Below are 12,559 nucleotides of genomic sequence, written 5' to 3' on the forward strand. Positions count from 1 at the left end.
ATTTGGTTCGGTGTTAGCGTCCTTCCCAAACCAACTGACTTGGGAGAGACATGGACACATCGGATGTCGACAAGGCCCGTGCCCGCTTCGCCGAACTTCGTGACCAGAAGGACGTCAGCCCCGCCGACCTCGACGAGATCTGGGCCGTGTTCGACACCGTCCGTCCCGAGGACATGTTGGGCAATTGGAAGGGCGATGAGTTCCACACCGGGCACAAGATGAACGGTCAGCTGGCCGCCGCTCGCTGGTACGGCAAGATCTTCACATCCATCAACGACGTCGAACCCATCGTCTGTTACGACGAGGACGGAAAGCTGTTCTCCAACAACCAGTTGAGCCTGGGCGGGGCGACCCTCTGGGATATCGAGTTCCGCGGCGAGGTCACCGCGACCATGGTGTACGACGGCCAGCCCACCTTCGATCACTTCAAGTGGGTGGACGAGAACACGCTGATGGGGATCATGAACGGCAAGCGGCAGCGTGCCAGCGGCAACTACCTCTACTTCATCCTCGAACGCGATCAGTGAAAGTCACTGCAGCGCTCAGCCGCTCGGCGCAGTCGCCATTCACGCTGGAGGAAATCGAGCTCGACGGGCCACGGCCCGATGAGGTGCTCGTCAAGGTCCATGCCACCGGCCTCTGCCACACCGATCTGACATTCAAGTCGCAGGTTCCGGTACCTGCGGTGCTGGGCCACGAGGGCGCGGGAGTCGTTGAAGCGGTGGGTGATCAGGTGCATGGCGTCAAGCCGGGCGATCACGTGGTGTTGAGCTACCGCAGCTGTGGCGACTGCCGCCAGTGTGATGCGGGCGATCGGGCGTACTGCTCGCGTGCGGCCCGGCTCAATCTATCCGGCACTCGTCTCGACGGCTCATCGACGCTGTCTCAGAACGGAACCAGTCTGTTCGGCTCGTTCTTCGGTCAGTCCAGCTTCGCCCAGTACGCGCTCGCGGCCGCGGACAACACCGTCGTGGTGGACCCGTCCACCGATCTCACCACGGCGGCACCATTGGGTTGTGGTCTGCAGACCGGCGCCGGCTCGGTCCTCAATGTGCTCGCGCCCGAGCCGGATTCGCATCTGGTGATATTCGGTGCGGGCGGAGTCGGGCTGGCCGCGGTGATGGCCGCCAAGGCGATCGGTGTTCAGCGGATCATCGCCGTGGATCCGGTCGCCTCGCGCCGCGACAAGGCGGCCGAGCTCGGAGCGACCCAGACCGTCGACCCCACCGTCGAAGACGTGGCCGCGGTGGCGCGCGGCGCCACCCATGCACTGGACACCACCGCGAATCCCGACGTCATCGCCGCGGCACTTGGGCTGCTGCGACAGCGCGGCATGTTGGTTCTGGTGGGGCTCGGTGCCGCCCGCGGCACGATCGACCTCACCGATCTCATGTTCGGAGGCAAGGTCATCCGTGGGTGCATCGAGGGAGACGCCAACCCTCAGGAATTCATCCCGGAACTACTGAGGATGCACGCGCAGGGGCGCTTTCCGATCGAGTCGCTGATCAGCACCTACCAGGCACGCGATATCGGTCAAGCCGTCGCCGATGCGCGATCCGGCAGCGCGATCAAACCGGTGCTGCTCTGGTGAGCGCCATGCGCGCCGCGGGCCAGGCCACACACGACCGGATCATGGTGGCGGCCAAAGCGGAGTTCACCGAATACGGCTTTGCCGGAGCCCGGTTGAACCGGATTGCCACCAGCGCGAATGCGAGCAAGGAACGGCTGTACAGCTACTTCGAGAGCAAGGAGCAGCTGTTCGAAGCCGTTGTGACGCAATGGATCAATGATGCGCCGTACAAGGTGCCCTTCAGCGCCGAGGACGTGCCGGGCTATGTCGCGGGGCTGTTCGACAACATCATCGCCGACCCTCAGGGTGCCCGGCTGCAACGCTGGATCGAATTGGAAGCTCCCGACGGGATGTTCGACAACCACGTGCTGCGTCGCATCTTCCGGGCGAAGCTCGACGAGATAGGCCGCGGGCAACGCTCCGGCCTCATCGACCCCATGTGGGACCCGATGAGCCTGCTCATGATGCTGATCGACATCGCCTACTCGATGGCCGCGAGCGGGTTCGGTATCGACCGGATTGTCGGTGAACCACTGCGCGACGAGATGCTCGCCGACCGTCGGGCCGCTGCCGCGGAGGCGGCACGCCGACTGGTACGCCCTACCTAAGGCGCCCGCCGCGAATCGCAAAGCCCCCTGGCTTGCTCACGCCAGCTACTCTCGATGTGTGCCACCTGGGATGATCACTCGCCGCGGACTTCTTGCCGCCGGCGCCGCTCTCGCTGCGGGCACCGCACTGGCAGCCTGCTCGAAGAACACGCCCCCGACGTCGGAACGCGACGGCACCGCCTTCATCAAGCATGCGTTCGGCACGACCGAGGTCAAGGCGCCGCCGACGCGCATCGTCAGCGCCGGGTACACCGGGCACGACTATCTGCTGGCGCTGGGCATCATCCCGATCGCGGTCACCGAGTGGTACGGCGGCTTCCCCTTCGCGACCTGGCCCTGGGCCACCGACCGGCTCGGCGCTGCCACACCCGAGGTACTCACCCTCACCGACGGTCTGATGGTCGACAAGATCGCCTCCCTGAAACCCGACCTCATCCTGGCGACCGATGCCGGGCTGGACAAGGACACCTACACCCAGCTGTCGGGCATCGCCCCGACCATTGCCCAGTCGGGTAGGTACGCGTTCTTCGAACCGTGGAAGGACCAGGCCAAGGCCATCGGCCAGGCGGTGTTCAAGCCGTCGGAGATGGACGCCGTGGTTCAGGGCGTTGACGGCAGGTTCAGCGCTGCGGTGTCCGCACACACGGGCTTGAAGGACAAGAAGGTCATCTACCTGCAGGGCGAACTGCTGGACGGGCAGGCCATCGCGTACCGATCCGGACCGCGCACCGGTTTCCTCGCCTCGCTGGGGCTGACCATTCCCGCCGAGTTGGACAGCTACGCCAAGGGCGATCAGCTTGCGTATATCCCGTCCGAGCAGCTCTCCAGCGTGCTGGGCCAAGCCGATGTACTGCTGTGGGGCACCGAATCTGACGAGCAGAGCGCCGCGCTGCGCGCCGATCCCGCGATCACCAAGCTGGGCTCCACCCTGCAGAACCGCAGCATTTTCACCAGCAAGGAGTTGGCCGGCGCCATCAACTTCAGCTCGCCGCTGAGCCTGACCTATGTGGTGGACAACCTGGTCCCCGCGCTGGCCCGGATATTGGGGTGATGAACTACCCACCCGCCCGACCGGCCCAGCCGTATTGGGCTGACGTTGTGATTCGCGTGGTCGGCGGCATCGTCGGGGCGACCGCTCTCGGCGTCTTCGGACTGGCGGCGTACATGGTGCTGTCGTCTCGGTTCTCCTCGAATCCCCTCACCGACCCGCATGGCTATGGGCTGATCATCGGGATGGTGCTCGCCATCCCCTTCGGACTACTGGCCGCCGGCACCTTGCCGCTGGCGCTTCCCCGCGGGCAACGGCTTCGCGCCTTCACCATCGGATTCGTCGTGTGCCTCGCGGCGGTGGTGGCGTTGATCTACTCGGCCGCCACCATGCCGACCCGCATCCCGCCCTGCGCGACGAATCCACCCGCACCCTTCTGCAAGAACGCACCCTAGACTTCGCGGAATGGCGACAAGCGAGGTCGAGACAAGTTCCCAGGATCAGGTGGTCTTCGCCCAAGTGGGTCGCAGCTACTATCCGCTGCTGTCCGCTGTCTTCGTCGGCGTCGTCCTCATCTCTAACGTGGCCGCCACCAAAGCAATTGGTTTCGGCCCGGTCGTCGGCGACTGGTCGCTGATCACCGACGGTGCGTTCGTGCTGTTTCCGCTGAGTTATGTGATCGGCGATGTCCTCAGTGAGGTCTACGGCTACCGCGCCACCAATCGGGTGATCCTGCTCGGCTTCGCCATGGAAGCACTTGCGTGCCTGGTCTTGTGGACGGCCAAGATACTGCCGCCGGCAGAGTTCTACCCCAACCAGGAAGCCTTCGCCACCATCGTCGAGAGCATCACCACACTCATGGTGGCCGGACTCGCGGGATACCTTGTCGGGCAGACGCTTAACGCTCTGGTCGTGGTTCGGATGAAGAAGCGATCCAAGGAACGACACCTTTGGGCGCGACTCATCGGCTCGACGGTCGTCGGTGAGTTCGCCGATTCACTGGTCTTCTGCTCCATCGCAGCCACCGCACTGGGCATCCACACCTTCGGCCAATTGGCCACGTACACGGCACTGGGCTGGATCTTCAAGTCGGTGGTGGAGATCGTGATGCTGCCGGTTACCTATCGGGTGATCGCCCACATCAAGAAGCACGAACCGACTTATACACAAGCGGGATAAATGCACCCCTGGGCACAGCCACGGGGGTACCGTCGAAGTATGAGTACCGCAACGGATTTGAAGGTGCGGGATCACGGGGATCGGGCGTTGCTGCTCGAATGCACATCCGTGCACGAAGTGCTGGCGTGGACGTCAGCACTGAATGCCGACCCAATCGACGGCGTCACCGATATCGTTCCCGCCTCCCGCACCATCCTGCTCAAGCTCCGCAGCCCGGCCGACCAGGCCATGGTGCGGCACCGGCTGACACAGCGCGGCGTGTCACCGGGCACACGCGAGGGCACCGCGGCGCCGCCGGTGATCATCCCGGTCCGGTATGACGGCCTCGATCTCGAAGAGGTCGCCGAGCACACCGGCCTAGGCGTAGACGGTGTCATCGCGGCGCACACCGGCACCGTCTGGACGGTCGGATTCTGCGGATTCGCACCGGGATTCGCATACCTCGTGGAGGGCGACCCACGTCTGGCGATCCCACGGCGTGCCGATCCCCGCACCAAGGTGCCGGCCGGTGCGGTGGCCCTCGCCGGCGAGTTCAGCGGGATCTACCCCCGTGAATCACCCGGCGGCTGGCAGCTGATCGGCACCACCGACGCCGTCGTCTGGGATCTCGACCGCAATCCCCCTGCGCTGCTCACGCCCGGCACGCGGGTCCAGTTCGAGGAGGTGAGCGCATGAGGCCCACTCTGGAAGTCATGCGCACCGGTCCCCTTGCGCTGGTTCAGGACCTCGGACGCGTCGGCAAGGCCGCCATGGGTGTCGGACGCTCGGGCGCCGCGGACCGCAGATCACACTCCCTGGCCAACCGGCTGGTGGCCAACCCCGACAACCTGGCCACCATCGAGGTGACCCTGGGTGGCATGTCGTTCCGGGTGACCGGCGGCGACGTGGTGGTAGCCGTCACTGGCGCCGACACCGACCCGTCGGTCAATGGAATCCCCTTCGGCACCAATAGTATTGCCCAGGTCCAGGAGGGTGATGTGGTGTCGCTCGGCGCCCCTCGCAGCGGGTTGCGCAGCTACGTGGCGGTACGCGGCGGGGTCAGCGTAGCGCCGGTGATGGGATCGCGCAGCTTCGACATCATGTCCGGTATCGGACCCAAGCCGCTCCAGGCCGGAGACAGACTGCCCGTCGGACCGCGGTCGCCCTCCTTCCCCGCCGTCGAACAGGCGCCGGTGGCCACCATCTCCGATGACATCGTGGAGCTCAAGGTGGTACCCGGTCCGCGCGACGAATGGTTCACCGATCCCGATGCGTTGATCCACGGCGACTGGATTGTCTCCGACCGCAGCGACCGGGTGGGTACTCGTCTGATCGGCAAGCCGCTGGAACTGCGCGATCCCGCCCGACAGCTGCCCAGCGAGGGTGTGGTTCGTGGCGCCATTCAGGTGCCACCGGGCGGCCAGCCCGTTATTCTGGGACCTGATCATCCTGTCACCGGGGGCTATCCGGTGATCGGGGTGATCACGGATTACGACGTCGATCTGGCCGCCCAGGTGCGGCCCGGCCAAACTGTTCGATTCCATTGGTCACGACCGCGGCTGAACTAGGAGCATCTCGTGTCTACGATGCCGACCGTCCCCGTCATCCGGACTCACACCGCGCGACTCATCCACACTGCCGATCTGGATAGTGAGACACGTTGCGCTGCTAGGGAATTACTTGTCGAAGCATTCGAGGGCGAATTCACCGAAGAAGACTGGGAACACTGCCTCGGCGGGATGCACGCGCTCATCTGGTACCACGGCATACTCATCGCCCATGCGGCCGTCGTCCAGCGCCGCCTGCTGCACCAGGGCCGCACGCTGCGCACCGGGTATGTGGAAGGCGTTGCGGTAGATAGTGATTGGCGGGGAAATGGGCTGGGTACCGCGATCATGGACGCCGCCGAACAGGTCTTGCGCGGCGCATACGAGCTGGGTGCACTGAGCGCCGGCGACGATGTCGCCCCGTTCTATCGGGCCCGCGGCTGGGTGCCGTGGCTCGGATCCACTCCCGTCATGACGGCCGACGGTATTGTGCCCGCCGTGGACGAGGGTGTGCACGTGCTGCCGATGAGCTCCGGGGTCGACCCCTCCGGCTCGCTGACCTGCGACTGGCGCGGCGGCGACGCCTGGTGATGGCCACGACGGCGCAGGAAGATCCAGATGATGGCGATCACGAACGCCAGCCTGGCGGCACTACCCGCCGTCGCCAGTAGGCCGTTGAACACCTGGGCGATATCGACCGGGTAGCGCAGGATGATGCCCGCCATCGCGGCGGCCTGCACCAATTCGAGCGTGCCGACGATCACGCAGAGACGCACATGCATCCGGTGATAGGCACGCAGATCGGTATCACTCCAGTGATGACGCGCCACCCAGCCCGGCCGTATCAGATCGACGATGAGCTCGGTGAGCGGTCGTTTGGTCAGGCAGCTGCCGATGTAGAACGCCCCGAACAGCACCACCGGGACGACGTGGGTGAGCTGCGCCAACTGCGGTGAGCTGGTCAGCAGGGCGACCACCAGCGTCGCGCCGTGCATCAGCATGATGAATCCGGCGACCAGGTCGAAGCGTTTGTCCCGCACCGCGGTGTAGATGACGCGCAGCGCCGACACCACCGCCGCCGCCATCAATGCATGCAGCTCCGAAGCACCCAGCAGACGCATGCCGTAGTACGTTCCCAAGCCGAGTGCAGCGCTGACCAACGCATGACCGAGTGTGAATTTCCCTGCACCCTGACCCAACCCACTCACCTCAGTGACGGTACCGGCGCAATCTGAGAGAGCCTGAGAAAACGAGGCCGCTTAACCCGCGCCGAGATGACATTCAGGCGAGTGTTATCCCGTGTTTTGCCCGCATAGATGTCATCTCGCCAAGTACGGAGCTACCGGTCGGTGAGGGCTCGTTCCTTGCGGCGCAGGTACATCCGGATCGCCACCACCACGCCGACGATGAGGCCACCGGTGGTGAACATGGACACCACCGGATTGACGGCCTGCACCACGTCCACGGAGAAGCTGTAGATGATCACCACCATCAAGCCCGAGAACAACAGGCTGAAGATGCCGCACCAGAAACTGACGTGGACATGCAGTCGGTGATAGGAGCGATGGTCGACGTCAGCCCAGGCCTGCTCGTCGGCCAACTTCTCGACACCGCCCGGCCAGAGCTTGGTGACCAGTAGTTCGGTTAACGGCTTACCGATGAGCGCACTGACCAGAAAGTACGTGCCCAGCAGCATGCCGGGTACTTCGTTGGTGACCTGCGACAGACGCGGGTCGCGGGTGAGCCAGGCGATGATCAGGCTGACGCCGAAGATCGGCACCACCAACAGCGACACGGGGTCCAGTGCCCGCTTCCACGCCATCTTCACCAGGGCCTGAGTGGCCGATACCGCGGTGGCCGCCATCAGGGCGTGCAGCTCCGAGAATCCGACCAGGCGCAGCCCGAAGTAGGCGCACAGGGCGGGCCCGACGTTGAGCAGGCCCTCGATCAACAGCTGACGCGGTGAGATCCCGTTCTCGGTATCGGGCTGCTGCTCGGTACTCAGGGACACCGCGCGACTGTATCCGTTCGTCAGGCCGCAGGCGAGTCGTACGTCATGCGTTGCAGGTAGCGACGGATGACCACAATCATGCCGATGATCAGGCCAATTGTGGTTACCAGAGAGAAGATCTGGTTGACGGCCTGGGCGATGTCGACCGAGAAGCTGTAGATGATGACAATCGAAATGACCGACAGCAGCAGGCTGATGGCACCACACCAGAAACTCACCTGCACATGCATGCGGTGATACGCCGTGAAATTCGCTTCGGTCCAGTGATGTTCGGCCGCGAGCTCTTCCACGCGTCCGGGCCGGGCCTTGGCGATCATCAGCTCGGTCAGCGGCCGGCCTATCAGCGCGCTGCCGATGAGAAACAGCGAGAGCAGAATTCCGGGCACGGTATTGGACACCTGCGCCATGCGCGCATCCGAGGTCACGAGCGCGATGACCAGGCTCAGCCCGAAGTTGAACATCAGAAAGCCCGACAGGACGTCGAACTTACGATTCTTGGCCACTTTGACCAGCACCTGGATGCCGGAAACCATGGTGGCGGCGATCAACGCGTGGATCTCGGGTTGTCCCAGCGCGCGCAAGACGTAGTACGTGCCAAGGGATGGCCCGGCGCTGATGAGGGCGTGCCGAAGCACCACACGCGCGGATGCTTTCTGGCTCTCGGCTGGCTGCTCGGGCACGCGGCGAGGGTACCGGGCGAAACTGGGAATCGACGGCTGGCACGCAGCGCCGGCCGCCACTACAGGAGCAGTCCCGGAAACGTTTCGATGAGCAGCCCGCGGGCGCTGTAGGGCCTGTTCGCCCTGGGCGTACGGAAATCGGAACTTAAGCGCCGGGCACTCAAGTTTGTATGGATGACGGCCGGCCAGAGAATCCGGCCCCGTATGAGGAGACAGCTATGAGCAATCTGGTCTGGACACGCCGCAGCCCGTTCGCCGAGTTCGACGCCCTGGTACGCCAGTCCTTCGGCCCGGCCACCAGCTGGCCCACCCCCGGTTTCGTTCCCGCCGCCGAGGTCGTCAAGGACGGCGATGACGCCCTGGTACGTGTCGACCTCCCCGGTGTCGACGTCGACAAGGACGTCACGGTCGAGGTCGAGCGCGGCACGTTGGTGATATCCGGTGAGCGCCGTGACGAGCGCGCTGAGCAGACCGAAGGGCGCACCCTGCGCGAGGTCCGCTACGGCAAGTTCCGTCGCACCTTCACCCTGCCCACCCACGTGACGGGTGACGCGATCACGGCGAGCTACGACGCGGGCATCCTGACCGTCAAGGTCGCCGGTGCCCACGCCAACGCCGAGGCACAGAAAATCGAGATCACCAAGTAGTCAGCCAGACGAGAGGCCCGCGCTATCCGGCGCGGGCCTCTCGCTTCATGGCTTCGCGCGCCAGCATTCGGTCACGCTGCTCTTCGAACTTAACCACTTGGAGCTTAAGGTCTTCCACGTATGCGGCGAGTTGCTCGCGGCGCTGCTCGCCCTTGGCGCTGAAATCGTTGCGCTCGAAAATCCGCCACTTGCGCAGGTTCGGCGTCACCACCTCTTCGAGGTGCTGGCGCGGGTCATAGATGCCGTGCTTGGCCATCAGCACGCCATTACGGCGGAAGTTGGGCATGCCCTGGCCCGGCATCCGAAAGTTCTCGATCACCGCACCGATCGCCTCGATAGCCTGATCCGGCACCAGATCCAGTGCGGCACTGCACATATTGCGATAGAAGATCATGTGCAGGTTCTCGTCGGCCGCGACGCGCTGCAACATCCGGTCGGCAACAGGGTCGTCGCACACCTTGCCCGTATTGCGATGGCTGACGCGGGTCGCCAGTTCCTGCAGCGTGGTGTAAGCCACCGACAACAAGAAGTCGGTCTTGTGCACCGACTCTTCCTCGTCGGTCGCGTCGAACCCGGCGGTCATGTGCTCCATGCGGGCGCGCTCCAACGCCACAGGGTCCACGCCACGCGTCACGACGAGATAGTCGCGGATGACGATGCCGTGCCGGTTTTCCTCGGCGGTCCAACGACCCACCCAAGTACCCCAAGCACCGTCTAGACCGAAGAACTTGGCGGCCTGCCGGTGATACGAGGGCAGATTGTCCTCGGTGAGCAAATTGGTGATCATCGCCGCCTTGGCGACCTCGCTCAGCTGTGACTGCTCGGGATCCCAATCCTCGCCGCCCATCGCCGCGAAGTTCCTACCCCGATCCCAGGGAACGTAGTCGTGTGGATGCCACTCCGTGGTCACGGACAAATGCCGGTTGACGTTGGCCTCAGCAATCGGCTCTAGCTCGCTGAGCATCTCGAGGTCAGTCAGCTCTCTCGGCATTTCACCTTGTCTTTCACATTGACACCCCGAGCCCAGAGACAGGTTAACTTACCTGAGCAATCCTTTTCGCTGACTCACCTGCGGCAAGTGGTTACAGGCAACTTTCACCCCGGCCGCACGACCGGACGGGCCATCACGCCCGCTTCGGCCCCCGCAACTGGGCAACGGCACGTGACAGACCCGATATTCGAACCGGCTTCGCAGCACCCTAACCCGGTGAGAGCAACATCACTAACTCGGCCGTGTCGCATCGCCCTCACACCGGGGAATTGCGGCCCGAGTCCAACATCGGAGCCAGGTAGTCGCGCGCGAATCCTCGCGCCTGTTCCGGAGTCTCCAGCCCTATCACCGTCTGCCGGGTGAGGATCAACGACAGCGCAATCCGTATGTGCAGCTCGGCAACCACCCGCAAATGGGTGACGTCTTCTGCCGAAACCGCTGCATCACCATAGATTTCAGCCTTCCAAAGAGCCGCACAGAACTCACGGAACGTCTCGACCAGTGGCCCGGCCTCCACCGTGAGCGCGGGCAGGATCGACTCCGGTTCGGTTTCCAGCAGCCTGCGCAAGAGCGGGTGATCGAGAATAAATTCAACTGTGTAGGAAGAACTTTCGGCCATACGGTCGGCCAGCGTCATCGAGCGGCCTTCCACACGGGAGGCCACGCCGGCCATGTACTTCCGCAGCTCCGCGTACACAACCGCTTCGGTGAGCGCCTTCTTGTTCGGAAATCTCCGGTACACCGTCGCGCGACTGAGTCCCGCGCGTTTGGCGACGTCATCGACGGTGGATCGGCGCCAGCCCGCCACCGCAATCTGTTCGGACGCCGCCGCCAGTACCCGTTCGGTGAGTTCGTCGACGTCACCGGGCAGTTGCAGCGACGCGAGATCGGCCGATGCCAGCGTGTCGAGCAGTGTGTCCTTGGTCACTTGCATTCCACGCTCCTTGTCACTCGTCAGGGTGCCGACGATACTTCAGAAACAAAGATATAAATATTGTCTCATAGTCTCAGCATACAAGGAGGGCTCGTGGTCAGAGCGGCTTTTTCTCGCTACATTCAGGAAGTCTGTGCAACCCGGGTGCAGTTCCTCACCTTCCTCATGGGGGTCTGGTTCACCCCGCAAGGGCCCATCGGGCTGATGATCAACCACGACTTCCCGATGCACTCCACCCATGAGATGTACCGGGCGTCGTTCTACGCATTCGGCGTCATCCCGGTTGGCGTCAATGGCTGGCACGCCCTGTTCCACCTGGCCACCGGTGTTGCTCTGCTCATCGGCGCCCGCACCCGCATCGGAGCCATCCGCTACGCGGCCGTGGTGGCGCTGCTCTACTGGGCGATGGTGGCCGTGTGCATCCTGGGCGGCATGGCCGTGTGCAGTGTGATGGCCGTCGACACGGTCGGCAACTGGGTCCACAGTTCCGAAGGGCTGATCCTCGCCATGATCGCTGCCTACGGCCTGGTCAGCAGCGACGAGCACGCGGCGGTTCCGGCCACCTAGGAGGATCGCCGCCGCTGGGCGGGGCGATCGAACGATCGGTACGTTGAACAAGTGCGAAATGCGATGTCTCGCGCGGCCGTTGCCGCCATATTCCTGTTCTTATCCGGCAGCTTCGGGGTGTCCGCGGCGCAGACCGCGGATGCGGCGGCCTGCGCCGACATCGACCTGTCCTTCGCGCGCGGCACCAACGAGCCGGCGGGCCTCGGGGATGTCGGCAAGTCCTTCACCGATGCGGTGAAAAAGCAGCTACAGGGTGCCAAGGGAATGAGCATCGATACATACGGAGTGGACTACCCCGCCAGCGTCGACTTCATCCAGGCCGGCAAGGGCTCGGACGACCTGAGCAAGCACATTCAGAAGGCTGCCGCCGACTGTCCGAAGAAGAAGTTCGTCGTGGGCGGGTACGCACAGGGCGCGGCGGTGGTGGATGTGCTGCTGGGCAACACCCCTCCGGGGACCTACACCTTCACCAATCCGCTACCCGCCGGGCTGGAGGACCGCATCGTGTCGATCGTGCTGTTCGGGGATCCCAAGAACATCCGCCCGCCCGGTGTAGAGGTGAACCTCGCTATCCGGGAAGACTTACTGCACAAGGTCGTTGACGTGTGCAACCCCGGCGATTTCTTCTGCGATCCACAGGGCGGAGACATCGTCTCGCACACTACCTACGCCAAGGACAAGCTGACCGACAGCGCCGCGGACACCGTGGTGCAGCGGTTGGTCGCCCTGCTGGGCAACCCGTGCCACCAGAGCGCCAACGGCGCCGCGGCCGCCACCACGACCTGCCCGCCCAGCGCGTAGCCCAAGACGGGTATCCATTTCGCCGGTTCCAGCGCGCACGGACGCCTCCGCGCAGAA

Annotated in this window: 16 protein-coding genes and 1 pseudogene; 12 read left to right on the forward strand and 5 right to left on the reverse strand. The window is 64.2% G+C overall.

Annotated features, from left to right (window positions below):
* The first annotated feature begins 50 nt into the window (after positions 1-50).
* The 9 genes from MYCSP_RS20735 to MYCSP_RS20775 all read left to right on the forward strand — a co-directional run bounded on the left by MYCSP_RS20735 (position 51) and on the right by MYCSP_RS20775 (position 6,462).
* A complete protein-coding gene (locus tag MYCSP_RS20735) occupies positions 51-527 on the forward strand; it encodes a DUF4334 domain-containing protein (protein WP_083014348.1) in 477 nt (158 codons plus the stop codon).
* Positions 524-1,591, forward strand: coding sequence for an NAD(P)-dependent alcohol dehydrogenase (locus tag MYCSP_RS20740; protein ID WP_083014345.1), 1,068 nt, complete (start codon positions 524-526; stop codon positions 1,589-1,591). Before MYCSP_RS20735 ends, MYCSP_RS20740 begins: the two co-directional genes overlap by 4 nt.
* A gap of 41 nt (positions 1,592-1,632) precedes the next feature.
* Positions 1,633-2,178: a TetR family transcriptional regulator gene (locus MYCSP_RS20745; protein ID WP_165609602.1), complete on the forward strand. Its 546-nt coding sequence runs from the start codon at positions 1,633-1,635 to the stop codon at positions 2,176-2,178.
* Positions 2,179-2,248: 70 nt separating this feature from the next.
* A complete protein-coding gene (locus MYCSP_RS20750) occupies positions 2,249-3,229 on the forward strand; it encodes an ABC transporter substrate-binding protein (RefSeq protein WP_070911891.1) in 981 nt (326 codons plus the stop codon).
* Positions 3,229-3,621 (forward strand): hypothetical protein, encoded by a 393-nt coding sequence (locus MYCSP_RS20755; protein ID WP_083014343.1) that lies wholly within the window; start codon positions 3,229-3,231, stop codon positions 3,619-3,621. The genes MYCSP_RS20750 and MYCSP_RS20755 overlap by 1 nt, the downstream gene beginning before the upstream one ends.
* A gap of 10 nt (positions 3,622-3,631) precedes the next feature.
* Positions 3,632-4,345, forward strand: a complete 714-nt coding sequence (locus MYCSP_RS20760; RefSeq protein ID WP_070911889.1) for a queuosine precursor transporter — start codon at positions 3,632-3,634, stop codon at positions 4,343-4,345.
* A gap of 39 nt (positions 4,346-4,384) precedes the next feature.
* Entirely contained in the window at positions 4,385-5,020 is a 636-nt protein-coding gene (locus MYCSP_RS20765; protein WP_088414983.1) for a 5-oxoprolinase subunit B family protein, read from the forward strand.
* Complete coding sequence (locus MYCSP_RS20770; protein WP_083014338.1) at positions 5,017-5,892, forward strand: 5-oxoprolinase subunit C family protein; 876 nt, start codon at positions 5,017-5,019, stop codon at positions 5,890-5,892. Before MYCSP_RS20765 ends, MYCSP_RS20770 begins: the two co-directional genes overlap by 4 nt.
* 18 nt (positions 5,893-5,910) lie before the next feature.
* Entirely contained in the window at positions 5,911-6,462 is a 552-nt protein-coding gene (locus MYCSP_RS20775; protein WP_070911886.1) for a GNAT family N-acetyltransferase, read from the forward strand.
* A gap of 65 nt (positions 6,463-6,527) precedes the next feature.
* On the opposite strand, the pseudogene MYCSP_RS23660 reads toward MYCSP_RS20775, so the two are convergent.
* From MYCSP_RS23660 to MYCSP_RS20790, 3 genes and pseudogenes are all read right to left on the reverse strand, one after another.
* Positions 6,528-7,079: pseudogene (locus MYCSP_RS23660) on the reverse strand (VC0807 family protein); the annotation flags it as partial.
* Positions 7,080-7,210: 131 nt separating this feature from the next.
* Positions 7,211-7,882 carry a VC0807 family protein gene (locus MYCSP_RS20785; RefSeq protein WP_083014334.1) on the reverse strand — a complete coding sequence of 224 codons (672 nt, stop codon included), beginning with the start codon at positions 7,880-7,882 and terminating at the stop codon, positions 7,211-7,213.
* A 20-nt stretch (positions 7,883-7,902) separates the two neighbouring features.
* Positions 7,903-8,562, reverse strand: a complete 660-nt coding sequence (locus MYCSP_RS20790) for a VC0807 family protein (protein ID WP_070911884.1) — start codon at positions 8,560-8,562, stop codon at positions 7,903-7,905.
* A gap of 218 nt (positions 8,563-8,780) precedes the next feature.
* Here MYCSP_RS20790 and MYCSP_RS20795 point away from each other — a divergent pair, with 218 nt between their 5' ends.
* On the forward strand, positions 8,781-9,209 hold the full coding sequence (locus MYCSP_RS20795; protein WP_083014423.1) for an Hsp20/alpha crystallin family protein: 429 nt from the start codon (positions 8,781-8,783) through the stop codon (positions 9,207-9,209).
* A gap of 22 nt (positions 9,210-9,231) precedes the next feature.
* Here MYCSP_RS20795 and MYCSP_RS20800 read toward each other — a convergent pair whose 3' ends face one another.
* Both MYCSP_RS20800 and MYCSP_RS20805 read right to left on the reverse strand, forming a co-directional pair.
* Complete coding sequence (locus MYCSP_RS20800) at positions 9,232-10,200, reverse strand: acyl-ACP desaturase (protein WP_083014331.1); 969 nt, start codon at positions 10,198-10,200, stop codon at positions 9,232-9,234.
* A gap of 256 nt (positions 10,201-10,456) precedes the next feature.
* On the reverse strand, positions 10,457-11,134 hold the full coding sequence (locus MYCSP_RS20805; protein WP_234809123.1) for a TetR/AcrR family transcriptional regulator: 678 nt from the start codon (positions 11,132-11,134) through the stop codon (positions 10,457-10,459).
* A gap of 93 nt (positions 11,135-11,227) precedes the next feature.
* On the opposite strand from MYCSP_RS20805, the gene MYCSP_RS20810 reads away from it, so the two are divergent.
* Both MYCSP_RS20810 and MYCSP_RS20815 read left to right on the forward strand, forming a co-directional pair.
* The gene (locus MYCSP_RS20810) at positions 11,228-11,701 is read left to right on the forward strand and encodes a DUF4383 domain-containing protein (protein WP_133054121.1); all 474 of its coding nucleotides are present in this window, start codon (positions 11,228-11,230) and stop codon (positions 11,699-11,701) included.
* A 51-nt stretch (positions 11,702-11,752) separates the two neighbouring features.
* A complete protein-coding gene (locus MYCSP_RS20815) occupies positions 11,753-12,502 on the forward strand; it encodes a cutinase family protein (RefSeq protein ID WP_083014327.1) in 750 nt (249 codons plus the stop codon).
* Positions 12,503-12,559 lie beyond the last annotated feature (57 nt).

The sequence above is a fragment of the Mycobacteroides saopaulense genome, from assembly GCF_001456355.1.
GTDB lineage: Bacteria > Actinomycetota > Actinomycetes > Mycobacteriales > Mycobacteriaceae > Mycobacterium > Mycobacterium saopaulense.